Source organism: Modestobacter caceresii (genome assembly GCF_000761485.1).
GTDB classification, from domain to species: Bacteria; Actinomycetota; Actinomycetes; order Mycobacteriales; family Geodermatophilaceae; genus Modestobacter; species Modestobacter caceresii.
In genome coordinates this window covers 28,003-52,908 of the sequence record NZ_JPMX01000077.1, presented here as the reverse complement: position 1 = coordinate 52,908, position 24,906 = coordinate 28,003, and the positions used below count along the sequence as shown (strand labels likewise).

Genomic DNA, 24,906 nt, shown 5'->3' with positions numbered 1-24,906 from the left:
ACCTCCATCACCGTTCCAGCGCACGACCGGGTGCTGCACCGTGTCGCCTGGGCAACCCGCCGACGTCGGCGGAACTTCCGGCCACAGTACTACCGCACGTAGTGGGCGAGGCCGCCGCGCCGACCACCCGATCGGGTCACCCGGGCACGGGGGCAGGACGGACTCGACGCGCTGAGGAGGCGACCAGCAGGGCCGCGCCGCCCACGACGAGCAGTGCCGACCACAGTTGCGGCTGGGTCAACCCGACCAGTACCTCGGGGTTGATCCGGATCTCCTCCACCAGGAACCGCGCCGTTCCGCTGAGCACCGCGTACAGCCCCACGACGGCCAGCGGTGACCACCGGGTTCGCAGCGCCCACAGCAGCCCGCCGACGGCGAGTGCGGCGGCGGCTTCGTACAGGGACGCCGGATGCACCGGCACCACCGTGGGCACCATGCCGTTGGGGAACGCGGTCGCCCACGGCAGGTCCGAGGGCTGACCGTAGGAGCCGTCCCCGGCCAGGAAGCAGCCGATCCGGCCGATCCCGTAGGCAACCGACAGCGGTGCGGCCGCCACACCGGCCAGCTGCGCCAGCGGCAGCCGGTAGCGGCGGGCCATCACCATCACCGTGGCGGCGCCGGCGATCAGGCCGCCGTACCAGGTGAACCCCGAGCCCCCGAAGGAGTGCGCCGACAGGTTGTCGGCGTGCTCGGCCAGGAAGTACAGCTTGCCCCCGGCGAACCCGACGACCGTGGCGGTCGCCACGATGGACCAGGCACGGTCGGGCTCCCAGTTCAGGCGGCGGAACTCCCGGGCCAGCAGGTAGCCGGCGACCAGGGCGGCGGCGGCCTTGCTGACCCCATAGCTGTGGATGGGGAAGCCGAAGACCTCGAACAGGATCGGTCTCACCGATCGATTCCTCTCTGGTACTGGAAGTCCCGGGCGGCCCGACGATCGCGCGGGGCACCCGGCGCCCTCACCGGAAGCCGGGGGGTTGGACTACCGGGCGCGCAGCTGGTCCCGCTCAGCGCGCGACTGGCGCAGCTGCCGGTCCAGACCCTCGATCCCAGCCCGATCTCTGGCCGGGCTGAGGTGGCAGGCTCCGCTGCGCAGCGGCCGCAGGCAGCACCGATAGGCCACGGCCAGGGCCACGGCGAGGACGAGGACCGGTACCACCCACTCGCTCATCGGCGCGGCTCGGCCAGCCGCGGGTGCCCACCGGCATCGGAGCGCTCGGCGCGCAGCTGGTCGATCTCGGCGCGCAGGCCGGCGAGCTCGATCTGCTTGTCCTCGGTCGCCTGCGGCCGCGACCTGTGGCCGCGGTTCATCATCCACATCATCGCGCCCATGCCGATCGGGCAGGCCAGCAGCGCCAGCAGGTAGAGCAGCTCGGACATCGGCCCTCCAGGGATGCGGGACGCCCCGACGGCGAACCACTACGGTCGATAGTAGACGCCTGCTGCTACCTGTCATAGTAGGTCTCGTGGTGAGGGAGCATTTCTGTCGCACGGCTCGCCGTCGCAGGCGTTCGGGCTCGGTCACGACGGTTCGGCCGCGGAGGCGTCGATGAGCCGGCCGTTCAGCCGCCGGACTTTGTTGCTGGCCGCCGGGGCAGCCGCTGGGGCGCTGGCCGGTTGTTCCGCCGGGGAGGGCGGTGGCGCTGCGGCCACCCAGGAGTACGAGTTCACCGAGCCGACGCCGGCGGCGACGGTGATCGCCGAGGGCCGGCGGGCGCCGGCGCCGGCCTTCTCCGGTGAGCTGCTGGACGGCAGCCCGTTCGACTCCTCTTCCCTTGCCGGGGACGTCGCGGTGATCAACTCCTGGGGGTCGTGGTGCGTGCCCTGCCGGGTGGAGACCCCGGAGTTCCAGGCCGTGCACGCCGACGTCGCCGACCGCGGGGTCCAGTTCCTCGGCATCGACGTCAAGGACCAGCGGCAGCTGGCAGTCGCCTTCGTCGAGGAGCTGGGGGTGGCCTACCCGTCGGTGTTCGACCCGCGCGGTGAGGTGGCGATGGCCTTCCGCGGCTTCCCGGCCAACGTGGTGCCCTCCACGATCCTGCTCGACCGCACCGGGCGGGTGGCCGCCGTCTACACCGGCCAGGTCCGCGGCGATGACCTACGCACCGCCGTCGAGCTCCTCCTGGCCGAGGACCGGGCGTGAGCGACCTCGGCACCACCTTCGCCGACGTCGTCACCGACGGCTCGCTGCTACTGGCGATGGCGGTGGCCGCCCTGGCCGGGCTGATCAGCTTCGCCTCCCCCTGCTGCCTGCCGCTGATCCCCGGCTACGTCAGCTACGTCGCCGGGCTCACCGGATCCCAGGCCACCGCCGGCCGGGTCCGGGTCCCAACAGGGGCGCCGGGGACGCCAGCACCCGGCTGCGCCACCGAGAACGACACAGAGGCCGTTGCGGACAGCTCGCCTCCCGCCGCCGCGGCAGCTGCCGGCCGCGGCCGGGTGCTGGCCGGATCGCTGCTGTTCATCGCCGGGTTCAGCGCCGTGTTCATCTCCTTCGGCGCCCTCTTCGGCGGCCTGGGCCGGCTGCTGCTGGAGTGGTCCCCGGTGCTCACCCGGGTCGCCGGTGTGGTCGTCATCGCGATGGGCCTGTCGTTCCTCGGCGTCCTGCCGTGGCTGATGCGGGAACGACGCATCCACCGACGTCCCCCGGCGGGGCTGGCCGGCGCGCCGCTGCTGGGCGTCGTGTTCGGGCTCGGGTGGACGCCCTGCCTCGGCCCGACCCTGGCCGCGGTCAACACGCTGGCCTACACCCAGGCCTCGGCCGGCCGCGGCGCGATCCTCGCCGCCGCCTACTGCCTGGGCCTGGGCGTCCCCTTCGTCCTCGTCGCCCTCGGCGCCCGCCGCGCACTGACCTTCTCCGCCCTCGCACGCCGCCACGCCCCCACCGTCATGCGAGTCGGGGGCGCGCTGCTCATCCTGCTCGGGATCCTGCTGGTCACCGGCTGGTGGGAGGCGTTGATGATCTGGCTGCGAGCGTGGCTGGGCGCCACCGGGCTCGGCACCTCGATCGTGTGACTTCCATGCCGACCTGGCCGGCGCCGACGTACCGATCGCCGGCCACCCCGGCATCTCCGCCGAACAAGCATGCTCATCGAGCTCGGGCGCAGCCCAACGGCAAGCGCCTTGGAACGCGCCGACGAGCGCCAGTCGAGATGCCGACGGTCCAGTGGCACCACTGGGACCGTCGCAGAACGTGACCCCCTCTCCCGGGGCCTGGCCAGTGCGGGCTTTCAGCTGACCCATCAGTTCAGGACTCGCGACCACTGGCGCGGACCCTGGACCGCGCGGAAGGCGGGGTGGTCTCTGTCGTCCGACGCGGCGCCCCGGTCGTGGTTGCACCGAGACCGAACGGGCCGTCCTCACCGGGTGGCACACCATCGGGATCGGGCCGGTGGCCGGCACCCCGCGGGAGGGGGGAGACCGAGACCGCGTCGGCGGACGCGCTCGAGGTGACGCTGGCACAGCTGACCGACCTGCTCGGTGCCGCCGACATCAACTGCGGATCCGTGCGCTCGATGCGTGTCGTCCCAATGGCCGTTGGTATGTTGGGATGAGACGTCAGGCTCGCGGCGAAGATGGAGGACCGATGACCGACGACAGCTGCGACCTGCTGTGCCTGGACCTGGCGCAGGCCGAGGCCGTCCGTGCCCGGCTGACCGGGCAGGAGCAGGCCCGCGCGCAAGCAACGCGGGCCAAGGCGCTGGCCGACCCGACGCGACTCCGGATCGCTGCGGCACTGGGGTTGGCCGAGCTGTGCGTGTGCGATCTCGCCTGGGTCACCGAGCTGCCGGAGAAGACAGTCAGCCACCACTGCGGCGTGCTGCGCGGAGCAGGCCTTGCCCAGTCCCAGCGGCAAGGGAAGCTGGTCATGTACCGGCTCACCGATGTCGGGCACCGGCTGCTGAGCGCCGTGACCGGCGAGGCGGTGGCCCGATGAGCGCCGCCCACGCCCATGCCCCCGCACCCGCGGGCCTGCCCGTCACCGAGCGGGCCCGGCTCGGCCGCCGCGCGCGGCTGCTGGCCGGCGTCAGTGTGTCCTACAACGCGGTGGAAGCGGTCGTGGCGATCACCGCGGGGCTGGTCGCCGGGTCGGTGGCGCTGGTCGGCTTCGGCGCCGACAGCATCATCGAGGTGTCCAGCGGGCTGATCGTCCTGTGGCAGTTCTCCCACCGGCTGCCCGAGACCCGGGAGCGGGCTGCGCAGCGGGCGATGGCGGTGGCGTTCGCCGCGCTGGCGGTGGTCGTTGGCGTGGAGTCGGTGCGGGCGCTGGCCGCCGGCGCCGAGCCCGAGGCCTCGCCGGTCGGGATCGCGCTGACGGTCGCCTCGTTGATCGTCATGCCGTTCCTGTCCTGGGCGCAGCGGCGCACCGGGCGAGCGCTGGGCTCCGACGCCGTCGTGGCCGACGGCACGCAGACCGCGCTGTGTGCCTGGCTCTCAGCGGCCGTCGCCATCGGCCTGATCTTGAACGCGGCCCTCGGGTGGAGCTGGGCCGATCCGGTCGCCGGCCTGGTGATTGCGGCCGTCGCCGCCCGCGAAGCGGTGCAGGCGTGGCGGGGCGAGGGCTGCTGCGCGCCGTCCCGACCGGGGGCCGACGGACACGACGCGGGGAGTGCCGGCGGGTCGGGCTGCTGCGGTGACGGCTGCAGCGACGCGTGCTGTGCCCACGATGCGCCGGCACCGCAGACCCTGACCATCACGCCCCGGGAGTAGCTCCGATGACCACCGCCGCACTCGTTCTCTACGTCGTGGCGCTCGTCGTGCTGTTCGGTGTCCGGTCGGCGGTCCAGTACCGCCGCACCGGCTCGGCCGGTTTCCACGGGATCTCCGGCACGCCGGCGCAGGCCGGCTGGTGGGGCGGGGTCCTGTTCCTCGCTGCCCTGGTCGCCGGGCTGGCCGGCCTGCTGCTGGCCGTCCTCGGCGTCGTTCCCGCCGCCGCGCCAGCCGCCGTGCAGCTGGCCGGGCTGGTGCTGGCCCTGGCCGGGTTCGCCGCGACGCTGGCCGGGCAGACCGGCATGGGTGCCTCCTGGCGGATCGGTGTCGACCCGGGCGAGCGCACCGATCTGGTCACCACGGGCGTGTTCGCCCACGTCCGCAACCCGATCTTCACGGCGATGACCGTCGCCCAGGCCGGTGTGGTGCTCATGGTCCCGACCTGGGTGAGCATCCTGGCGGTGGTCGCGCTGGTGGCCGCGATCCAGCTGCAGGTCCGGGCCGTGGAGGAGCCCTACCTGCGCACCGTCCACGGCGGGACGTACGCCGCCTACGCCGAGCGGACCGGCCGGTTCCTGCCCGGCGTCGGACGTCTCACCGCGGCGGCCCCTCTCGCCTCCCAGGGAAGGAGCACCAGATGAGCGCCGGACACGACCACGCGCACGGCGGGGCCGGAGCCGACCGCCGCCGCCTGCTCATCGTGCTCGCCCTGACCGTCAGCGTGCTCGTCCTGCAACTGGTCGGCGCGCTGGTCTCGGGATCCCTGGCGCTCGCCGCGGACTCCGCGCACGCCGCCACCGACGCCGCCGGCCTGGTCATCGCACTGCTTGCGGCCACCTTGGCGTTGCGCCCGGCCACGGCCCGGCGCACCTGGGGGTACCGGCGGGCCGAGGTGCTCGGCGCCACCCTGCAAGCCGCCGTGCTGCTGGCCGTCGGCAGCTGGATCTGCATCGAGGCCGTCGGCCGGCTGTTCGAGCCGACCGAGGTGGCCTCCACCTCCGTGCTGGTCTTCGGCGCGTTCGGCCTGGCCGCCAACATCATCGGCATCCTGGTGCTCACCCGCGGCGGCGCCCGCGAGGGCAGCGTCAACATGCGCGCGGCGCTGCTCGAGGTCGTCAACGACGCGCTGGGCTCGGTCGCGGTGCTGGTCTCCGCCGCCGTCATCGCGCTCACCGGATGGCAGCAGGCCGACGCGATCGCCTCCCTGGTGATCGTCGCGCTCATCGTGCCGCGCACGCTCAAGCTGCTGCGCGAAACGGTGTCGGTGCTGTTGGAGAGCGCCCCACCGGGACTCGATCTGGACGCCGTGCGCACCCACCTGCTCGCCCAACCCCGCGTGCTGGCGGTCCACGACCTGCACGCCTCCCAGATCACCACCGGGCTGCCGGTGCTCACCGCGCACGTCGTCGTGGAGGACTCCTGCTTCTACGACGGGCACGCCCCGCAGGTGCTCGACCGACTGCAGGCCTGCCTCGCCGAGCACTTCGACATCAGCGTCGAGCACTCGACCTTCCAGCTGGAGGCCGCCACGCACGCCGACCACGAGCTCGTCGCCCACGACTGACCGGCGTACGTCCACCCCAGGGCGGTCACGTCGATCGCACTGCGGCGGGCCGGGCACCCGGCGATGTCTTCGCCGCCGGTGGGGTCAGTGGGGTCGGCGCCAGCCGTCGAGTAGCTGCTCGGGCCCCAGCACCGGGACGCCCTCGAACGTCGTTCCGGAGCGGGACACCACCAGCAGTGGGGTGCTGGCCGACGCCCCCGGCAGCTGGCCGCGGTGGGTGACCAGTGCTGCGAAGTCGCGATCGTCGAACGGCTGGTTCTCCAGCCACTTGATGGAGCCGACTGCCTGGATGCGCTGGGCGACCGGCTCGCGGTCGGCGATGACCAGGTCGATCTCGGGGTTGTTGGTGCGGGTCCAGAAGCCGCCGACGACGCCGCCGGCCCCGCCGCGGGCTTCGGCCGGCAGCCGGGACAGGGTCTCCCGGATGACCGGTTCGATGGCGCGGCCGCGCCAGGAGGTCCACGCGGACTGGATGCGCCCGAGCACCCGGTCGCCGCGGCCGCGGTCGATCTCGGCGAGGTGCGGGCCGAGGAAGCTGAGCCAGAACCGCAGGTAGGGGTCCGCGACCCGGTAGCGGGTCTCCCGGGAGGCTGCGGTCGACAGCGGGATGTCGGCGGCCACGACGCGCTTGCTGCGCAGCAGCGTCAGCGACCGATTCAGGGACGGCTGGGGAAGGTCGCCGGCCTTCCGCCCAATCGTGGTGAAGGTGCGCTGGCCCGAACCGATCGTCGACAGCACACGCCGGGCCTGGGTCTCAGTGGGGAACTCGGCGGCCAGTGCCCGTTCGCCGCTGACCAGCAGCGCCGATGTGGAGTGCGACAGTGCCCCCTCAAGGTACTCCCACAGGGACAGGCCACGGGGCCACTCCTGGCAGATCAGCGGCAGGCCGCCGGTGACGAGGTAGGCATCGAAGGTGGCAGCCGGGTCGAGATCGAGCATGGCGCCGACCTCCCGGGGGCTCAGCGACGGCACGACCATCTCGGTAGCGCGCTGGTGGAAGGGGCGGCCGTACTCGTTGAGCGCCTCCATCATCGCCAGATCCGAGCCGACGCCGATGAGCAGCACCGGGTGGCGAGCGATGACCCGGTCGAACACCTTCTGCAGCGTGCCCTCGAACGCCGTGTCAGCGCCGGTCAGGTACGGCAGCTCATCGATCACGACGATGCTCGGCCCATCGGTCGACACGGCGGTGGCCAGCAACCGCAGCGCGGCCTCCCAGGTGCCCGGGACGACACCGGCGAAGGTCTCCGCACCGGGGAGGTCGGAGTCGGCGACTTCCTGGGCGAACAGCCGCAACTCCTCGGCCGGCGACTGCATCGAGGCGGTGAAGTACACGTGCGACACCCCGGCCCGCTCGATGAACTCCTCGATCAGCCGGGACTTGCCCACCCGGCGACGGCCGCGGACCAGCAGCGCACGGCCCGGCCGGTCGCCGCCGGCGCGGACCAGATCGAGCTGGTGGTCCAGCAGCCGCAGCTGCTCGTCCCGCCCGATGAAGACGCCCATGCCGCCACCTGCCTACCCTGGAAGTATACTATCCTTCAGGATAGTATCATCGAGCGATAGTCCGTCCGGGGTCTGGCGGACCACTGGAAGCAGCGCCAGCAGCCGGGAGCAACGGTCAGCAGCTCTGTCGACCAATGGTCAGCGAATGCTGCCCCGCCGGGCCCGCGGACCAGCTCCCCGCGCTTCACGGCGGGTGCGGGTAGCAGCCGGCGACGACGGCAGCGACCTCACCGGTCCCCGTCGACTGCCCAGCGGGGTGGTCGTGCCGCCAGCTGGGCGTTCATCGTCTCCACGAGCTGCACCCACTCGGGGTTGATCGCCGCCAGCTCATCCAGTTTCACGTCGCAGTCCCACCGCGCCAGCCCCAGCTGGAAGCGGGCGTAGATCGGGTCGAAGCCCAAGGCGACGGCCATGCACATGCCGAGCCGGCGCAGCCGTGGATCCTCGGGCGGGTGCGCGGCAGCCTCCAGGCGCTGCACGTCGCGCGGTGAGCACCGCTCCACCCGCGAGACCAGCTGGGCCAGGTGCTCCCGGCTCATGCCACGGCGCGGGCCGGTGCCGGCGCTGCCCCGCACGCTGCGGAGCCGGTCGCCCCACGTCCACTGTGGGACGCTCCCTGAGCGGGTGGATGGCTGGCTGGAGAACAGCTCGTCGACCTCCCGGTGCATCTCGACGATGTCCCGCTCGGCCAGCAGGCTGCCCTGCACCGCAGCGAGGTACTCCTCCCACGCCAGGACCGGGACCTGGAAGTGGTGGTAGGCCACGCGGAGCTCGTCGTGATGCTCGACGGTCCCGAACTGCCCGGCCAGCTCGGCCGACGCCGCGGCGAACCCCGGACCGTGTGCGGAGCACCGGATGTGGTTGGGCAGCTCCCCGCTCCGGCGCGGCCGGCCGGAGTGCTGCCAGCGGGGTGCGATGCAGTGCGCCAGCTCGTGGAACACGATCATGTCGTTGAGCATCGAGGGGTGCAGGCTGATGGTCCACGACGTGGACTGCCCCAGACCGCCCGGGCGCGCGAACGAGCTGACCCACCCATCGGCCTCGCATCCTCCGAGCCGCACGCCCACTCGGACGTCGTAGGCGACGTTGTCCCGCCACCACGCTGACCGCTCCACCCGGCGCACGAGACCCCGGGCGGCAGTGACGTCGGTCAGAGGCTGCCCCAGCCGGATGCTCTGCTCGGCCGAGTAGAGCCGCCACGTGGTGACGCTGTCGTACACGGGCCTGGATCTACGCAGCGCCGCCGCCCTCCACGGCACTGGCAACGGTCGTGTGACCCACAGGTCAGGCGTGCGGGCCTCTCGCTTGCACGGTCGCACTGCAGGTCGCCCGGTGTCGGCTGCGCGCACGGGCCATCTCGGTGGGCACGCATGCGCCGACGGCCTGCAACAGGCTGACGAGCCACTCCGCCAGATCGAACTCCGGGTCGGCCAACACCGGGTCCCGTCGTCGCTGTGTCGGGTGATGTAGCCGGCGAAGACCCGCCAGGTCTCCTACGGGCGGTAGGGGTCCGGCACGTCATCCGCGTTCTCGCCGGCCGGGGGGCGGAACGGATCACGCAGCACGACGCCGCCGTAGCCGTTGCCCGATCGCCGCGGACGAAGGTCGGGGTCGAGCGTGGGCGCGGTGGTGCACGCACACAGCCGGTCCCGTAGCTCGGCCAGGTGAGCAGGGGGGTGAGGGTGGGATCGCCGATGCCGGCCTGGCACAGCGCTAGGACATCCCGCTCGGCCAGCGCCAGTCGGCGCAACAGTGCAGACCGGCCGCGAGTACTGGTGGCGTGCGGCCCGGACTGAGGAGGACGCTGCTGCTGCGCCGCGCGCGAAGGCCACCACATGCCCTTGACGGTGCGCCACCGGAAGCAGCTGACAAGAAGGCCAGGCCGCTGACCCACACGGTAGGTGGGTGGGGCTACGGGTCGACGTAGTCGGGGTTGGCCGCCCGGCCTGCGGCGCCGAGCAGCTGCGGATGGGTCCGTCGGACAGCGGTCAGCACCGGCTCGGGCAGCGCGGTGCTCATCACGCACAACCCCCACAGCGGCGAGGCGGCGAAGGCGGAGTTGATGACCGCCTCATACCGCTGCCACTCGTGCCAGTCAGCGTCGGTGGTGCCGAAGTCGACCTCGCCGACCACCCGGATCCGCCGACCAAGGCTGGCCTGCTCGGCCAGCCCGCGGAACGTGATGATCGCCGTCGGTGTGCGGGCCGCCCCGCACCGTGCCGACCTGCCGCTCGGTGTCCCCGTCGTCTCTAGGCCCAAGGCTCCCAACCCCCATCGTGCCGGACGCGCTCGGGCAGGGGCGGCCCGGAACCGCGGTAGACGCCCACTTCCGTTCCGCTACTCGGCGCCCCGATGGGGACACGGCAACGGGTCGCTCTCGCGCCGTCGGACGGGGTGCTGGAGCCAGCGCCCCGCGCAGCCGACCCCGCCACGGACCAGGACCTCGCCTCGTGGGTTGCGTGTGCCAAGAGTTGCTTGTGCCAATCGCTGCATGTGCCAATCGGCACGCGTTTGGCAACGCGCGACCTGAGATTGTCAAGGCGCAACTCTTGGCAGCTCAGGCAACTCCACGCGTGCCAATCTCATGCAACTGCTCAATCGGCGCCTGGGGCGACGGCGCCGAGGTGCTGACCGCGACCGGGTGTGGGAGCGCGCCGGTCTGGTGGCGGCGAGCGCGGTACCGCCCGCCGTCTGACCGGCGGGCCAGGAGGAGGACGGCGAGGGGCGGGGTGCTGCGGTCGCCTCGCCCCCCGCCCGGCGTCGCCGGAGGCAAGCCTCCCCTCACTTCTCCCCCGGCCGTCCGGCTACGGTGCACCCGTGACGCAGGCGGCCGGGGCAACGATCCGCCCCCGCGTCGAACCCGGCGCCGAGCGGCCTGCCGGCCGGCGCTGGCGACCGTGGGAGGTGCTGCCCCCCGCTCTCCTGCTCGCCCTCGGCACCGTGCTCCTGCTCCCCGGCCACGGGCTGTGGTTCGACGAGCTGTTCACCGCGGAGGTCTCCCGGCGATCGCTGGGCACCATCGTCAGCGCGGTCGTCCAGGGCCGGGGCACCACGAGCTATCTGGTCGACGTGCCGCCGTCCTACAACGCCCCCTACTACCTGGTCACCTGGGCCTGGAGCGCACTTCCCGGGCTGGGCGGGGACACCTCCCTGCGGGTGCTGTCACTGCTGGCCGCCGCCGGCGGGCTGGCGCTGATCACCCGGGCGGTCAGCCGGCTGGCCGGCACCGGGACGGGCGTCCTGGCCGGGGTGGTGGTCGCCAGCAGCCCGTTGCTGCTGGAGCAGGCGGTGGAGGCACGCAGCTACGGGCTGGCGGTGCTCGCGACCGGCGGGGCGCTGCTGGGGCTGACCCGCTGGCTGCAGGACCCGCCCACCGGCCTCGTGCTGTTCGGCCTCGCCGGCGCGGGCATGGGCCTGGCCCACTGGTACGCCGCGACCGTGCTCGCCGCCTTCGTCCTGGCGGCGCTGGTGCTGCGCGGCCGCCGGGCGGTCGGGCCGGCCGTCGTCGGCGCGGTCGCCGTCCTGCCGACCGTCGGGCTGATCGTGGTGAACCTGCTGAACGGCACCGGCAGCCGCAACGCCGAGCACCTCCGTGACACCGGCGGGGAACTGGCCGCACTGGCCGCGACGGCCTGGGCGGGCGGGCGGGGGCCGGCGCTCTACCTGACCGTCGGTCTGGCGCTCGTGGGCGCGGTGCGGGCGCGCGGGGTGCGGCTGGTGGCCGTGTCCTGGGTGCTGGTGCCGCTGGCCCTGCTGATGACCGCCGAGCAGCTGCGGCCGGTGTACCACCCGAGGTACCTGCTCGTCGGGCTGATCGGGCTGGGCGTACTCGCCGCAGCCGGCGCGTGGGCGCTGCCGCGGAAGGCGCGGGGCCCGGCGACTGCGCTGCTGGTGGGCTGCTCTCTGGTGGCCGCTGCCCCGCTGGCCGACCGGGGACCGCGGGAACGTTCCGACGATGTGGTGGCCCTGCTGGCGCAGTTCCACCGCGCCGGGGAGCCGGTCGTCGCCGCCGACCAGCGTTCGGCCACCGGATTGGACCACTACGTCCGGGTGGCGGCCCCGGGCCTCCGCCCCGACGTCGTGCTACCGCCGGACGACGCCCCCGGCTCCGCCGACCGGGTGTGGCTGGTCCGCCGGTTGATCGACGGCGAACCGGTCCCCACCGACGACGACGCCGTGCTTATCGGGGCCGGCCTTCGGATGACCGAGCAGTGGGACTTCCCAGCGGCGAAGACCGATCTGGTCGTGCAGCGCTGGGACCGTCCGGGCCGGAGCTGACCAGCGCCTGCCTGCGCAGCAGCAGCCTCGGGCCGGCTCAGCGCCGGGAGCGCAAGGCCCAGACGAGCGACCGTACCGACTGCGCCAGCCGCGCCCGTCCGCTCCAGGCCGAGTCGCCGACCGGCCGCGGATCCCGCGTCACCGGCACGCTGGCGACCGGCTGCCCGGAGGCGCCGACGGCCAGCACGACGCTGGGGGCGCGCTCGGTGACGACGGTGGCGCGGACAGCCCGTCCCATCACCAGGAAGGCCCCTGCGTCGGGAGGCAGGCCGGTCAGCCGGGCGGCCAGCCGGCGGTGGACCGCTCCGGTGGCCTGACGCACCCGGGACTCGTACCGTCCCCGCCGCCCGGCGAAGACCGCACCCACGTCGCCGCGGGCCAGCCGGTCCAGCAACTCGGGCACCGCCTCGGGAGGGTCCTGGAGGTCGGCGTCGAGGCACACCCACGCGTCGGCCTCCGGCTCGTCCGCCAGGCCGTGGGTGAGGGCGGCGTGCTGGCCGACGTTGACCGACAGGGCCGTGACCGCGATCCGCGGATCGGCCCGGGACAACTCCTCGGCCACCGCCAGGCTGTCGTCGGGCGAGGCATCGACGACCAGGCGCAGCCGCCAGTCCCGCCCGGTCAGCGCGCCGGCCAGCCGCTCCGCCAGCGGACGGAGGGTCGCGGCGTTGCCGTACACCGGGACGATGACGGCGACGCGGGATCGGGTCACCAACCCGCGGTCCCGCTGCCCCCGGCCGCCGGGCCCTCCTGGCCCCCGGAGCTGGCCCAGGTCAGGGTCAGGCCGGCGGCCAGGTCGACGGTCGGTCGCCATCCGAGGAGCCGGGTGGCCGCGGCCGGGTCGCACACCCAGTCGGCGGTGTCCCAGGAGCGGCCGGGGTGGGCCCCCGGGGCCGTGGCGATCGCCCGGCCAGTCACCTCGCGGGCGATGGCCACGAGTTCCTCGGTGCTGGTCTGCACCCCCGTACCGATGTTGAGGACCACGCCCGGGGGCAGGTCGTCGGCCAGCGCCGCCCGGACGCAGGCGTCCACCACGTCCTCCACCCACACCCAGTCGCGCCGGCTGAGTCGGCCCGGCAACGGGACGACCTCGCCGGTGGCCGCGGCCCGCAGGACCGTGGGGACCAGCCTGGTCGCGTGGTCCCCCGGCCCGTACACCTGGAAGGCGCGCAGCACCGCTGCCCGCACGCCGCGCTCGGCCGCGGCCGCCTGCAGCAGGAGCGAGCCGGCGGCCTTGGTCGCGCCGAAGAAGCCCCGCGGCTCCAGGGCGGCGTCCTCGGCCAGCGGGTGCGGCGCGGCGGCGTACTCGGTCGAGGACCCAAGCCGGACCACCGTCCGGCAGCGCTCGGGCAGCGCGTCGACGAGCCAGGGGCTGGTGTTCACCACCGTGGTCGCGGCCCGCTCCGCGGCACTCCCCTTGGCTCGGCCCGCGGCCAAGGAGAAGACCACGTCCGGATCGGCCGCGGCGACGGCTGCCGCGCCGGCCCGCGGGTCGGCCAGGTCGACCTGCACCCGGGTCAGCCCGACGACGTCCCAGCCGTCCGCGCGCAGCCGGTGGACCAAGTGCCGGCCGACGAACCCGCCGGCTCCGGTGACCAGGGCCCTCACGCGGGCTGGGACATCGGGGCGGGGACCAGCGGCTCACCGGACCGCCGCCCTGCCTCGTCGATCGCCGCGACCAGGGCGCGACGGTCGACGGCGGCCTGCTCGGCCGTGGCCGCCCGCAGCTCGGCCAGGCCCGCGAGCATCCGGGGCACCTCGACGAACGGGTCCCGGCCCACCATGTCGGCGTGGAACGAGCGGCGGAGGAAGGTGAAGTCGGCACCCACCCGCACCAGCTCGGCCGCGAGCAGCCGGGTCGGCACCGGCCACCCGCCGCCGGGCAGGGTGAGACCGGCCACGCCGAAGGGCACGGTGGCCACCGCACGGACCGCGTCCACGGTGCCGTCGACCAGGGGCCGGAACAGCTCGCGCGAGCGGCGGTCGATGCGCAGGTCGTTGAGGCCGACGTAGATCCGGCTCAGCGGCCGGGCGGCCAGCGCGGCCGCCTGCTCGACGGCGTCCTGAGTCTCGATCAGGATGCCGACGCCGCAGCGGCCGGCCACCAGCTCCAGGGTGCGGTCCACCTCCCCGGGCTCGCGCACCATGGGCAGCAGGATCTCATCGGCACCGCAGGCGAGCGCCTCCTCGACCTCCCCGGCGGTCCAGGAGCCGAAGCCGTTGAGCCGGCACAGCACCCGGCCGTCGGTCGCGGCCCGCACCCGGCGGAGGTCGGCGGGGGTGTCCGCGTTGATCTGCGTGCCCTCACCCAGTTGCCGACGAGCCTTCCCCCGGCGTTCCCAGTCCACGACGATGCCGGCCGCCCCGCCGGCGACGACGTCGCGGGCGCAGCCGGGGTCCACGGTGAAGACGAAGAGATCCACGAGGTGAGCTTAGGCACTCCTAAGTAGTTGCCTTCCGCCGCCCTCCACGGGCCCCCGTCAGGGCGAGCGGACGGCCTCGCCGAGGGCTGCGTCGGCCCCCGGGAAGGCCAGCGCCGGACCCGCGACAGACACCGCCACCTGCTGCCCGCCGGCGGGCAGGTCGGCGCCGTCCAGCCGTGCCGCCACCCGCAGCCCCGCGGCCAGGTCGAGCACCACGCGCGCGTCGTGGCCGTAGAAGTCCACGCTGTGCACCACCGCGAGCACGGCACCGGCGGAGGGGGGCCCGAGCCGGAGCTGCTCGGGACGCAGCAGGACCCGGGCCGGTCCGTCGGGGCACCCCTCGGCCACCGGGACCGTGCCCAGTGCGCAGTGCGCCTGCCCGCCGCGCACGTCGGCGTCCAGCACGACGGCGTCCCCCACGAAGGCGGCGGTGTCCAGGTCGCGGGGCCGGCGGTAGAGGGTCTGCGGGTCGGCGAGCTGGACCAGCCGACCACCGCGCAGAACGGCCACCTGGTCGGCCATCGACAACGCCTCGGCCTGGTCGTGGGTGACCAGGACGGCGGTGGCTCCGGTGGCCCGCAGCGCCTCGACAACCTCCCGGCGGGTCTCCTCCCGCAGTGCGGCGTCCAGGGAGGAAAAGGGCTCGTCCAGGAGCACGAGGGACGGGCGGGGGGCCAGCGCCCGGGCGAGGGCCACCCGCTGCTGCTGCCCACCGGAGAGCTGGTGCGGGTGCCGGTCGGCCAGTGCGGCGTCCAGGCCGACCAGCGCCAACAGCTCCCGCACCCGTTCCCGGTCGCGGCGCTCCTGCCGGGGCAGCCCGAAGGAGACGTTGCCGGCCACGGTGAGGTGCGGGAACAGCCCGCCCTCCTGCGGGACGAAGCCGATGCCACGCCGGCGGGCGGGCACCGTGCGCCCGCCGCCGGACACCACCGCACCCCCCAGGCTGACCGTTCCCGCGTCGGGCTCCTCGAAGCCGGCGATCAGCCGCAGCAGGGTGGTCTTGCCGCACCCGGACGGACCCAGCAGAGCGGTGAGGCTGCGGCTGGGCACCGTCAGGTCGATGCCGGCGAGCACCGGCGTCGACCCGAAGGACTTGGTCAGGTGCTGCACGGTCAGGGAGCTCATGGGGTCAGACCTCGTCGGGCGTCGCGGGACAGCAGCACCGTGACCGGCGCCGAGAGCAGGACCATCACCAGTGCGTAGGGCGCCGCCGCGCTGTACTCCAGCGCACTGCTCGCCGACCAGAACGCCGTGGCCAGCGTGGCCGTCCCGGTCGGCGCCAGCAGCAGGGTCGCCGTCAGCTCGGTCACCACCGCCAGGAACACCAGCGCCGCGCCCGCCCCCAGGCCGGGAGCCAGCAGCGGCACCGTCACCCGGCGCAGCCGGTCGAGCCCCGAGGAGCCCAGCGAGGCGGCCACGTCGTCGTACAACCGGGGGGTCTGCTCCGCCGCGGAGCGGACGTTCACGATGGCCCGCGGTAGGAAGAGGATCGCGTAGGCGGCCAGCAGCACCGGAGTGGTCTGGTAGAGCCACGGCGTGGCACGGATGCTGATCGTCACCAGCGCCAGCGCGACCACGATGCCCGGCACCGAGCTGCCGAGGTAGGTGCTCCGCTCCAACATGGTGGACACCCGGGTGCGGGCCCGCACGGCGAGCCAGCCCGTGGGCAGCGCCAGGGCCGTGGTCCCCAGCGCGGCGACGGCGGCCAGAGCGAGCGTCGTCCCGGTGGTGCTGGCCAGGTTCGCGAGGTCCAGAGCGCCGCCGGTGTCGCGCACCAGCCACCAGGTGACGCCGGCCAGCGGGACGACGAGCGCCAGCCCGACCAGCGCCGTCAGCGCCAGGAGGGCGGGGACGGTCAGGCCGCGCAACGCCACCGGGCGGGACCGCCGGGCGGCTCCGGCACCGGTCCGGGCGAAGCCGGCCCGGCCGCGCATCCCCAGCTCGCCCACCAGCAGCAGCAGGGAGAGCAGCACCAGCACACCGGCCAGCATCGTCGCGCCCGGGCCGTTGAAGGTCGACCGGTACTGGTCGTAGATCGCGGTGGTGAAGGTCGGGAAGCGCAGCATCTGCAGTGCACCGAACTCCGCCAGCACGTGCAGCGCCACCAGCAGGCTGCCGCCCAGCACCGCGACCCGCAGCTGGGGGAGCTGCACCCGCCGGAACACCGCGCCGTGCCCCAGCCCGAGCCCCCGGGCGGTCTCCTCCAGTGCCGGGTCCAGCCCGCGGAAGGCCGCCGCCACCGGGAGGTACACGAACGGGAAGTAGGACAGCGTGACCACCAGCAGCGCCCCGGCGTAGGTGTCCAGCCAGGGCAGCAACGAGATCCACACGTAGCTGTTCACGAAGGCCGGCACCGCGAGCGGGGCGACGAGCAGCACGTGCCACAGCCGCCGGGCCGGGACCGACGACCGCTCCACCAGCCAGGCCGCACCGACGCCGAGGACGACGGAGCACACGACGGTGCCCACGGCCAGCCGGACGGTGTTCCACAGCAGGTCGGCCACCCGGGCGCGGAACACCAGCTCGCGCGCGCCGCTCCAGCCGATGTCCAGGGTGTACCCGACGATGTACCCCAGGGGCAGCAACGCCAGTGCGGCGACCAGCGTCGCGAGCACCAGCACCGCCGGGGATCGGCTCACCCGGGCAGTGCCGTCCGACCTCCGGGCAGTGCCGTCCGACCTCCGGGCAGTGCCGTCCGACCTCCGGGCAGGCCGGCCCGAGCCCGGGCGCGCCGACGGGGCGGGCGGGGTCGCCGTGGTGGTCAGAGCAGCCCGACTTCCTGCATCAGCTCGGTGACCCGCCGCTGGTCCAGCGACCCGGGGTCGACGTCGGGCGCCTCCAGCTCCTCCAGGGGGGGCAGCGCCTCGGCGGAGGCGACGCCGGTGCCGACCGCGTACTCCAGCGCCGAGCTCTCCGCCAGCCGCTGCTGGGCCTCCGGGCCGGTGAGGTAGGCGACCAACTGCTGGGCCTGCTCGGGCTGGTCGGAAGAGGCCAGCACACCGGCACCGGAGACGCTGAGGAAGGCGCCCGGGTCCTGGTTGCGGAAGAAGTGCAGCTCGGCGTCGTCGCCCACCAGGCCACCCTCGGCCTGGTCGCGGTACCAGTAGTAGTGGTACATGACGCCGGCGTCGATCTCGCCCTCGTCGGCGGCCTTCATCACCGCGCTGTTGCTCTGGTAGATGTCGGCGTTGCGCTCCAGCCCGGCCAGCCAGGTGCGGGTGCCCTCATCGCCCTGCAGTGCGAGCACGGCGGCCACGATCGCCTGGAAGTCCGCCCCGCCGGCGGCGATGCCGATGCGCCCGGCCCACTCCGGGTCAGCCAGGTCGAGGATCGACGCGGGGAGCTCCGCCTCCGGCAGGACGGCGGGGTTGTAGACGAGCACGGTGGAACGGGCCGCGAACCCGGTCCAGTTCCCCGACTCCGGTCGGTACCGCTCCCCGACCTGGTCCAGCGTCGCCTGCTCCAGGGGGGCGAGCAGTCCCTCGTCGTCCAGGACGTCGATCGACGGGCTGTTCTCGGTGAGGAAGACGTCGGCCGGCGAGGCCTCCCCCTCCTGCACGATCTGGTTGGCCAGTTCCGCGTCGTTGGCGTCGCGGAACTCCAGCTCGATGCCGGTCTCCTCGGTGAACCCCTCGAGCATGGTGCGGACCAGGCTCTCGTGCTGCGCGCTGTAGACGGTGAGCGTCTCGGCGTCGGATGCGCCGCCGCCGCAGCCGGCCAGGACGCCGGAGACGGTGAGGACGACGATCGCTGTGGCGGTGGAGCGCCCAGGCCGGTTCACGGGTCAGTCCTCCGAGGTCGTAATGAGACAGGTAGGTGCGAGCCAACAGCCATGACGGCGCCCTCAGTATGAGGCAAGGCACACCTAAACACGGCGTCCGGGTCGACGATAGCCACCTCCATGCGGCCCTCCGACGCCCCTGCCGCGGCGCAGCCGCCCGGGGGCCGGAGGCGAGCCGTCGGCCGGGATCGCGCCGGCCGTGCTGGCCGGCCGGGGTCAGCGCTTCGGGAGCTCCAGCGCCGACGGCCCAAACCGCTCCACCCGCACCGACGCCGCCGGTAGGCCCAGCCCGACCAGCAGCTGGCTCGCCGACTCGGCGAAGCCCGCGGACCCGCACACGTAGGCCGTCTGTCCGGGCTCCCACAGCGGGAGCAGGTCCATGTCGGTCAGCCGGGCCCCCGGGCGGATGCCGTGCGCCTCCCGGGTGAGCGCGATCAACGCCCCCGCCTCGACCAGCTCGTCGGCATAGGGCAGCTCGGCGAGCGTGCGGGCCGAGACGGCGACCCGGAGCAGGTCCAGTCGCCCCAGCGCCCGGGCGTGCCGGACCATCGCGACCAGCGGGACGACGCCGCTGCCACCACCCACCAGGAGTGCCGGCGTGACGCCGTCCCAGACGAACCAGCCCCCGATCGGGCCGCGGACCTCCAGCTCGTCGCCGGGCTCCACGACGTCGGCGAGGTAGGTGGAGACCTCACCGTCGTCCAGCCGCTCGACGAACAGCTCCACCAGCGGGTCGTCCGGCGCCGAGGCCACCGAGTACGAACGCTGCGCGGTGTACCCGTCCTCGGCGGTCAGCCGGACGACGTAGTGCTGGCCGGGCAGGTGGTCGATCCGGTCGTGCACGTCCAGCCGCAGCTCCACCGCCCGGGCGATCGGCCGACGCAGCCCGGCGACCGTCGCCGTGGTCCAGCCGCCCGCCGGCGCGCTCACGGCCCCGTCCAGAGGCTCGCCGCGAGCTTGCGAGTGGTGAGGAGGAGGGGGTCCTTCATCAGTCACCCTGGTACCGCTGCTGCTTCCACGGGTCGCCGCGGTCGTGGTAGCCGTTCTGCTCCCAGAAGCCGGGCTGGTCGCGCTTGAGCACGGTGATCCTGCTGATCCACTTGGCGCTCTTCCAGAAGTACAGGTGCGGCACCAGCATCCGCACCGGCCCGCCGTGCTCGGCGGTCAACGGCTTGCCGTCGAACTCCCACACCAGCCACGCCTTGCCACCGGTGACGTCCTCGATCGGCAGGTTGGTGGTGTAGCCGGTCTTGGACGTCGCCATCACGAACCGGCCCTCGGCCGTGGGCTGGGCGACGTCCAGCAGCGAGTCGACGCTGATGCCCCCGAACCGGGTGTCGAACTTCGACCAGGTGGTGACGCAGTGGATGTCGCCGCGGTACTCGGCAGACGGCAGTGCGTGCGCCTCGTCCCAGGTCCAGGTGGTCGGGGTGGCCACCTCGCCGTCGACGGTGATGCTCCAGGTCTCCGGGGCGATCCGGGGCGTGGGCTCGGCGGTCAGCACCGGCCAGTCGCTGCCGGCGTCGTACTGGCCGGGTGGGAGCCGGGGGTCTCCGGCCGCGCGGCGGCGGCCGAGGAAGCCGCGGGTGGGTCCTGGCACGTCGTCGTCCTCTCGGGGCACCGGACTGGGGCGAGGACGATCTTCCTCCACCCCCGAGGCCACCGTCCCCCTGGGTGGCGACACGGCTCCCCGGCCGGACCGGTCCCCCATTCGACCCTCGGGCCGGTCAGGGTCGCCTTACATGAGCTGTGTCACGGTGCGTTCACCTGGGTGTCACGTGGGCACTGGGCTTACCTTTGGCCCTGTGGCGACAGTGACGACGCAGCCGGCCCAGCGCAGGGCCCCCAAGACCGGCCGGTTCGACAACTCGGTCGTGAAGAAGACCGTCATGGCGGTCAGCGGGATCATCATGATCCTCTACTTGCTCGCCCACATGGTCGGCAACCTGAAGGCCTTCTCGGGTCCCGAGTCGTTCAACAGCTACTCCGGGTGGATCCGAACCATCGGTGAGCCGGCGCTCCCGGCCCAGACGGCGCTGTGGATCATCCGGCTCGTGCTGCTCGCCGCGGTGGTGCTGCACTTCTGGGCGGCCATCTCGCTGTGGCGCCAGGCCCGGCGCGCGCGCCCGGTGCCCTACGTGACCAAGAAGCGGGTGCAGCAGAGCTTCGCCTCGCGCACCGTCCGCTGGGGCGGGCTGATCCTGGCGCTGTTCATCATCTGGCACATCCTGGACCTCACGCTCGGCGCGGTGAACCCGGTGGGTCACGACTCCACGCCCTACGACCGCTTGGTCGCCAGCTTCTCCAACATCCCGATCACGCTCTTCTACGTGGTCTCGATGGTGCTGCTCGGCCTCCACCTGCGGCACGGCATCTTCGCCGCCACGCAGACCCTCGGCCAGACGAACAAGCGCCGCGAGCGCGCCGTCAACGGCCTCGCCTACCTCGTCGCAGGGGTCATCACCGTGGGCTTCCTGCTCGTACCGCTGTCCGTCGCCTTCGGCTTGATCGACTGAGAGAGAAGGACACCGTCATGCCTCTCGAGCTCTTCACCGTCGGCGAGCCCATCGCCGACACCACGGCACCCCGCGACGTCCCGCTCCCCGACCGCTGGAACGAGCGCAAGTTCCGCGCCCGGCTGGTCAACCCGGCCAACCGTCGCCGGCTCTCGGTCATCGTCGTCGGCACCGGCCTGGCCGGCGGCTCGGCGGCGGCCACGCTGGCCGAGATGGGCTACCGGGTCAAGAACTTCTGGTTCCAGGACAGCCCGCGGCGTGCGCACAGCGTCGCGGCGCAGGGCGGCATCAACGCCGCCAAGAACTACCGCAACGACGGCGACAGCGTGCACCGGCTGTTCTACGACACCGTCAAGGGCGGTGACTTCCGCTCCCGCGAGGACAACTCGTACCGACTGGCCGAGGTCAGCGCCGCGATCATCGACCAGGCCGTGGCCCAGGGCGTGCCGTTCGCCCGCGAGTACGGCGGCCTGCTGGACAACCGCTCCTTCGGTGGCGCCCAGGTCTCGCGCACCTTCTACGCCCGCGGCCAGACCGGCCAGCAGCTGCTCTACGGCGCCTACCAGGCCCTCGAGCGGCAGATCGGGCTGGGCAACGTCGAGCAGCACCCGCGCACCGAGATGCTCGACCTGATCGTCGTCGACGGGAAGGCCCGGGGCATCGTCGTCCGGCACCTGATCACCGGCGAGATCACCAGCCACTTCGCCGACGCCGTGGTGCTGGCCTCGGGTGGCTACAGCAATGTCTTCTACCTCTCCACCAACGCCAAGGGCTCCAACGTCACGGCGGCCTGGCGGGCGCACAAGCGCGGCGCACTGTTCGCCAACCCCTGCTACACGCAGATCCACCCGACCTGCATCCCGGTCAGCGGCGACTACCAGTCGAAGCTGACGCTGATGAGCGAGTCGCTGCGCAACGACGGCCGGGTGTGGGTGCCCAAGGAGCGCGGCGACACCCGCAACCCCAAGGACATCCCCGAGGACGAGCGCGACTACTACCTCGAGCGGAAGTACCCGGCGTTCGGCAACCTGGTGCCCCGCGACATCGCCTCCCGCCAGGCGAAGGCGGTCTGCGACGAGGGCCGCGGCGTCGGGCCGAACGGCCTGGGCGTCTACCTGGACTTCAGCGACGCCATCGCCCGGGTCGGCCAGGCCGCCATCGAGGCGAAGTACGGCAACCTCTTCGACATGTACAACCGGATCACCGGTGAGAACGCCTACGAGACCGGGATGCGCATCTACCCGGCCGTGCACTACACGATGGGCGGCCTGTGGGTCGACTACGACCTGTCGTCCAACATCCCAGGCCTGTTCGTCATCGGTGAGGCCAACTTCTCGGACCAGGGCGCCAACCGGCTGGGCGCCAGCGCGCTGATGCAGGGCCTGGCCGACGGCTACTTCGTGCTCCCCAGCACGATCAGCAACTACCTCGCCGACGGTCCGTTCCCCGCGGTCGACGCCACCCACCCGGCGGCGGTCGAGGCCGAGCAGTCCGTCCGCGCCCAGACCGAGCGGCTGCTGTCGATCAACGGCACCCGCACGGTGGCCTCCTTCCACCGCGAGCTGGGCAAGCTGATGTGGGACCTGTGCGGCATGGAGCGTTCGGAGCCGGGCCTGCGCAAGGCGCTGGACCGGATCCCGGAGATCCGCCAGGAGTTCTGGTCCAACGTCAAGGTCTCCGGCGAGCAGGGCATCTTCAACCAGAACCTGGAGCACGCCGGCCGGGTCGCCGACTTCATCGAGCTCGCCGAGCTGATGTGCGTCGACGCACTGCACCGCAACGAGAGCTGCGGCGGCCACTTCCGGGCCGAGAGCCAGACGCCGGAGGGTGAGGCGCTGCGCGACGACGAGAACTACGCCTACGTCGCCGCGTGGGAGTACACCCCGGAGGGCGAGCCGCCGGTGCTGCACCGCGAGGCCCTCGAGTACGAGTACGTCCACCTCGCACAGCGGAGCTACAAGTGACCAGCACAGAGACACGGACGATGAACCTGACGCTGCGCATCTGGCGTCAGCGCGACCGGACCAAGAAGGGCAAGATGGTGACCTACCACGTCACCGACGTCTCGCCCGACATGTCGTTCCTCGAGATGCTCGACGTGCTCAACGAGAAGCTGATCCTCGACGGCGACGACCCGGTGGCCTTCGACCACGACTGCCGCGAGGGCATCTGCGGCTCCTGCGGTCTGATGATCAACGGCATCGCGCACGGCCCGGAGCAGACCACCGTGTGCCAGCTGCACATGCGGTCGTTCTCCGACGGTGACGTGCTGGACATCGAGCCCTGGCGCGCCGGCGGTTTCCCGGTGGTCAAGGACCTCGCGGTCGACCGGTCGGCGTTCGACCGGATCATCTCCGCCGGCGGGTTCATCAGCGCCCCCACCGGCACGGCTCCCGAGGCGCACTCCACCCCGGTGCCGAAGAAGAACTCCGACGCCGCCTTCGACGCCGCGACCTGCATCGGGTGCGGTGCCTGCGTGGCCGCCTGCCCGAACGGCTCGGCCATGCTGTTCACCGCGGCCAAGGTCTCCCACCTCGGGCTCATGCCGCAGGGCCAGCCCGAGCGGGACAGCCGGGTGCTGAAGATGGTGGCCCAGCAGGACGCCGAGGACTTCGGTGGCTGCAGCAACATCGGCGAGTGCTCGGCCGTGTGCCCCAAGGGCATCTCGATGGAGACCATCTCCCGGCTGAACCACGACCTGCTCGGCGCGCTGCGAGCCGGCGGCGTCCCGACCAGCTGACCGATGGACCCAACGAACGGGCCGGCACCCTCAGGGGATGCCGGCCCGTTCGTCGTTCCAGGAGACGGGACGGACGATGGGACACGTGACCGGGCCTGTGCTCGTCTTCGACGGCGACTGCGCCTTCTGCACCCGCTGCGCCGACGTCGCCCGGCGGCTGCTGCCGGCCGACGTGCAGGTGGTCCCGTGGCAGTCCACCGACCTGGCGGCGGCCGGGGTGAGCGCCGCACGGGCGCAGACGGAGGTGCTGTGGTTCGACCGAGACGGCGCGGTGTCCGGCGGTGCACCGGCGGTCGCGCGGGCGTTGCGGGCGGCGGGCCTGCCGTGGTCGGTGCCCGGCGTCGTCCTCTCCGTGCCGCCGGTGCGGTGGGTCGCCCGGATCGCCTACCGGCTGGTGGCGGCCAACCGGCACCGGCTCCCCGGCGGGACGGCGTCCTGCCGGGTGCCCCCGCCGGGCGCCGGCTGAGTCAGGCCGCGGCGTCGGTGCGTTCGGCGACCAGGCGGAGCAGGGGCGGGGCGAGGGCCTCGGCGACCAGCGCGTAGCCGGCCGAGGACGGGTGGAACCGGTCGGCGGAGAACAGCGCGGGGTCGGCGGCGAACCGCCGGGCCAGCTCCGGGGCGACCGGGGCGACGACGGCGCCGGCCCGCTCCGCGGCGACGGTCTGCCGGGTGCGCAGCAGGTCGCAGATGCCCGCGACGACCGCCCGCAAGGCCGGCGGCACCCAGGCCACCGACGACAGGTCGGGCGTGGGGACCACGAGCACCGCCGCGCCGGCCTCCCGGAGGTCCTGCACGGCCGCACCCAGCGCCGCGGCCGCCCGGACCGGTGACACCTGCCGGGTCAGGTCGTTGGCGCCGACCACGAGCAACGCGACGTCGACGGGCCCGGTCACCCGACGGACCTGGGCGGCGAGGTCGAGCGAGGTGGCACCGGGCACCGCGACCACCTGCGGGTCGACGTCGTGCCCGGCCCCCTGCAGCGAACGGGTCAGTCGTGCGCCGATGGTGTCCCGCGCCGTCGCGGCGCCGGTGCCGAACGCGAGGGAGTCACCGAGGACGAGGAAGCGGAGCGTCACACCTCGGTCAACGCCCTGCTGCCGCCCGGTGTGCCGTGATCCGGACCTCGCTGCGCCGACTCAGCCCCCCTGGGCGAAGAGCGCGGCGGCCTGGGCGTCGTCCACGAACGGGTACTTGACCTTGAACTGGGCCAGCGCGTCCGGCACCGACAGCACGTGCGTCTCCCGCTTCCCCGCGTCGTCGATGGTCTGCACGGTCACCATGTCGCCGTTGATCGGGACCCAGTGCGTCTGGGCGTAGTCGGTGAAGACGTTCATGCCCCCATGGTCTCCCCTGCGCTGTTCGGGCCCCGGCCGACCAGGCCCGGGCACCGG

At 73.2% G+C, this 24,906-nt stretch carries 26 protein-coding genes; 11 read left to right on the top strand and 15 right to left on the bottom strand.

The genetic code is table 11. The annotated features are described in order from the left end of the window. Positions 1–136: 136 nt before the first annotated feature. Together IN07_RS16445 and IN07_RS16435 are read right to left on the bottom strand one after the other, a co-directional pair. A complete protein-coding gene (locus IN07_RS16445) occupies positions 137–889 on the bottom strand; it encodes a prolipoprotein diacylglyceryl transferase (protein ID WP_036337444.1) in 753 nt (250 codons plus the stop codon). Positions 890–1,164: 275 nt separating this feature from the next. Beyond that, a complete protein-coding gene (locus tag IN07_RS16435) occupies positions 1,165–1,377 on the bottom strand; it encodes a hypothetical protein (RefSeq protein ID WP_036337441.1) in 213 nt (70 codons plus the stop codon). Positions 1,378–1,546: 169 nt separating this feature from the next. Here IN07_RS16435 and IN07_RS16430 point away from each other — a divergent pair, with 169 nt between their 5' ends. The 6 genes from IN07_RS16430 to IN07_RS16405 all read left to right on the top strand — a co-directional run bounded on the left by IN07_RS16430 (position 1,547) and on the right by IN07_RS16405 (position 6,271). Continuing rightward, positions 1,547–2,140 (top strand): TlpA family protein disulfide reductase, encoded by a 594-nt coding sequence (locus tag IN07_RS16430; RefSeq protein ID WP_036337440.1) that lies wholly within the window; start codon positions 1,547–1,549, stop codon positions 2,138–2,140. After that, on the top strand, positions 2,137–3,012 hold the full coding sequence (locus IN07_RS16425; protein WP_036337438.1) for a cytochrome c biogenesis CcdA family protein: 876 nt from the start codon (positions 2,137–2,139) through the stop codon (positions 3,010–3,012). Before IN07_RS16430 ends, IN07_RS16425 begins: the two co-directional genes overlap by 4 nt. Before the next feature lie 571 nt (positions 3,013–3,583). After that, on the top strand, positions 3,584–3,934 hold the full coding sequence (locus IN07_RS16420; RefSeq protein WP_036337437.1) for an ArsR/SmtB family transcription factor: 351 nt from the start codon (positions 3,584–3,586) through the stop codon (positions 3,932–3,934). Further along, on the top strand, positions 3,931–4,707 hold the full coding sequence (locus tag IN07_RS16415; protein WP_036337436.1) for a cation diffusion facilitator family transporter: 777 nt from the start codon (positions 3,931–3,933) through the stop codon (positions 4,705–4,707). The genes IN07_RS16420 and IN07_RS16415 overlap by 4 nt, the downstream gene beginning before the upstream one ends. A gap of 5 nt (positions 4,708–4,712) precedes the next feature. Then, positions 4,713–5,348, top strand: coding sequence for a methyltransferase family protein (locus tag IN07_RS16410; protein ID WP_036337434.1), 636 nt, complete (start codon positions 4,713–4,715; stop codon positions 5,346–5,348). Then, positions 5,345–6,271, top strand: coding sequence for a cation diffusion facilitator family transporter (locus tag IN07_RS16405; protein WP_036337432.1), 927 nt, complete (start codon positions 5,345–5,347; stop codon positions 6,269–6,271). Before IN07_RS16410 ends, IN07_RS16405 begins: the two co-directional genes overlap by 4 nt. Positions 6,272–6,355: 84 nt before the next feature. Here the strand turns inward: IN07_RS16405 and IN07_RS16400 are convergent, their stop codons facing one another. The 3 genes from IN07_RS16400 to IN07_RS24815 form a co-directional block, all read right to left on the bottom strand. After that, a complete protein-coding gene (locus IN07_RS16400; protein WP_036337431.1) occupies positions 6,356–7,777 on the bottom strand; it encodes an ATP-binding protein in 1,422 nt (473 codons plus the stop codon). A gap of 227 nt (positions 7,778–8,004) precedes the next feature. Next, the gene (locus IN07_RS16395; RefSeq protein ID WP_036337430.1) at positions 8,005–8,997 is read right to left on the bottom strand and encodes a helix-turn-helix domain-containing protein; all 993 of its coding nucleotides are present in this window, start codon (positions 8,995–8,997) and stop codon (positions 8,005–8,007) included. 691 nt (positions 8,998–9,688) lie between these two features. Continuing rightward, positions 9,689–10,036 (bottom strand): MEDS domain-containing protein, encoded by a 348-nt coding sequence (locus tag IN07_RS24815; protein ID WP_231558422.1) that lies wholly within the window; start codon positions 10,034–10,036, stop codon positions 9,689–9,691. Between the two features lie 558 nt (positions 10,037–10,594). On the opposite strand from IN07_RS24815, the gene IN07_RS16385 reads away from it, so the two are divergent. Further along, a complete protein-coding gene (locus IN07_RS16385) occupies positions 10,595–12,055 on the top strand; it encodes a glycosyltransferase family 39 protein (protein WP_231558421.1) in 1,461 nt (486 codons plus the stop codon). 37 nt (positions 12,056–12,092) lie between these two features. On the opposite strand, the gene IN07_RS16380 is transcribed toward IN07_RS16385, so the two are convergent. The 8 genes from IN07_RS16380 to IN07_RS16345 all read right to left on the bottom strand — a co-directional run bounded on the left by IN07_RS16380 (position 12,093) and on the right by IN07_RS16345 (position 19,859). After that, complete coding sequence (locus IN07_RS16380; RefSeq protein WP_036337426.1) at positions 12,093–12,767, bottom strand: glycosyltransferase; 675 nt, start codon at positions 12,765–12,767, stop codon at positions 12,093–12,095. Continuing rightward, positions 12,764–13,663, bottom strand: a complete 900-nt coding sequence (locus IN07_RS16375; RefSeq protein ID WP_052091371.1) for an NAD-dependent epimerase/dehydratase family protein — start codon at positions 13,661–13,663, stop codon at positions 12,764–12,766. Before IN07_RS16375 ends, IN07_RS16380 begins: the two co-directional genes overlap by 4 nt. Beyond that, positions 13,660–14,478, bottom strand: a complete 819-nt coding sequence (locus IN07_RS16370; protein WP_036337425.1) for a beta/alpha barrel domain-containing protein — start codon at positions 14,476–14,478, stop codon at positions 13,660–13,662. Before IN07_RS16370 ends, IN07_RS16375 begins: the two co-directional genes overlap by 4 nt. 57 nt (positions 14,479–14,535) lie before the next feature. Then, complete coding sequence (locus IN07_RS16365) at positions 14,536–15,603, bottom strand: ABC transporter ATP-binding protein (RefSeq protein WP_036337424.1); 1,068 nt, start codon at positions 15,601–15,603, stop codon at positions 14,536–14,538. Continuing rightward, a complete protein-coding gene (locus tag IN07_RS16360; RefSeq protein WP_036337422.1) occupies positions 15,600–17,117 on the bottom strand; it encodes an ABC transporter permease in 1,518 nt (505 codons plus the stop codon). Before IN07_RS16360 ends, IN07_RS16365 begins: the two co-directional genes overlap by 4 nt. A 122-nt stretch (positions 17,118–17,239) precedes the next feature. Further along, entirely contained in the window at positions 17,240–18,259 is a 1,020-nt protein-coding gene (locus IN07_RS16355; RefSeq protein WP_036337420.1) for an iron ABC transporter substrate-binding protein, read from the bottom strand. Between the two features lie 216 nt (positions 18,260–18,475). Then, positions 18,476–19,189, bottom strand: a complete 714-nt coding sequence (locus IN07_RS16350) for an FAD-binding oxidoreductase (RefSeq protein WP_231558420.1) — start codon at positions 19,187–19,189, stop codon at positions 18,476–18,478. Between the two features lie 58 nt (positions 19,190–19,247). Beyond that, positions 19,248–19,859 carry a sulfite oxidase-like oxidoreductase gene (locus tag IN07_RS16345; RefSeq protein ID WP_036337654.1) on the bottom strand — a complete coding sequence of 204 codons (612 nt, stop codon included), beginning with the start codon at positions 19,857–19,859 and terminating at the stop codon, positions 19,248–19,250. Between the two features lie 205 nt (positions 19,860–20,064). Here IN07_RS16345 and IN07_RS16340 point away from each other — a divergent pair, with 205 nt between their 5' ends. From IN07_RS16340 to IN07_RS16325, 4 genes are all read left to right on the top strand, one after another. Then, positions 20,065–20,775, top strand: coding sequence for a succinate dehydrogenase cytochrome b subunit (locus IN07_RS16340; RefSeq protein WP_036337418.1), 711 nt, complete (start codon positions 20,065–20,067; stop codon positions 20,773–20,775). 17 nt (positions 20,776–20,792) lie between these two features. After that, entirely contained in the window at positions 20,793–22,739 is a 1,947-nt protein-coding gene (locus tag IN07_RS16335) for a fumarate reductase/succinate dehydrogenase flavoprotein subunit (RefSeq protein ID WP_036337416.1), read from the top strand. Continuing rightward, complete coding sequence (locus IN07_RS16330) at positions 22,736–23,515, top strand: succinate dehydrogenase/fumarate reductase iron-sulfur subunit (RefSeq protein ID WP_231558419.1); 780 nt, start codon at positions 22,736–22,738, stop codon at positions 23,513–23,515. The genes IN07_RS16335 and IN07_RS16330 overlap by 4 nt, the downstream gene beginning before the upstream one ends. An 85-nt stretch (positions 23,516–23,600) precedes the next feature. Then, entirely contained in the window at positions 23,601–23,981 is a 381-nt protein-coding gene (locus IN07_RS16325; protein WP_156119241.1) for a thiol-disulfide oxidoreductase DCC family protein, read from the top strand. A 1-nt stretch (position 23,982) separates the two neighbouring features. Here the strand turns inward: IN07_RS16325 and IN07_RS16320 are convergent, their stop codons facing one another. Together IN07_RS16320 and IN07_RS16315 are read right to left on the bottom strand one after the other, a co-directional pair. After that, complete coding sequence (locus IN07_RS16320) at positions 23,983–24,591, bottom strand: GDSL-type esterase/lipase family protein (RefSeq protein WP_036337410.1); 609 nt, start codon at positions 24,589–24,591, stop codon at positions 23,983–23,985. A gap of 60 nt (positions 24,592–24,651) precedes the next feature. Beyond that, positions 24,652–24,849: a hypothetical protein gene (locus IN07_RS16315; protein WP_036337408.1), complete on the bottom strand. Its 198-nt coding sequence runs from the start codon at positions 24,847–24,849 to the stop codon at positions 24,652–24,654. Between the last annotated feature and the right edge of the window lie 57 nt (positions 24,850–24,906).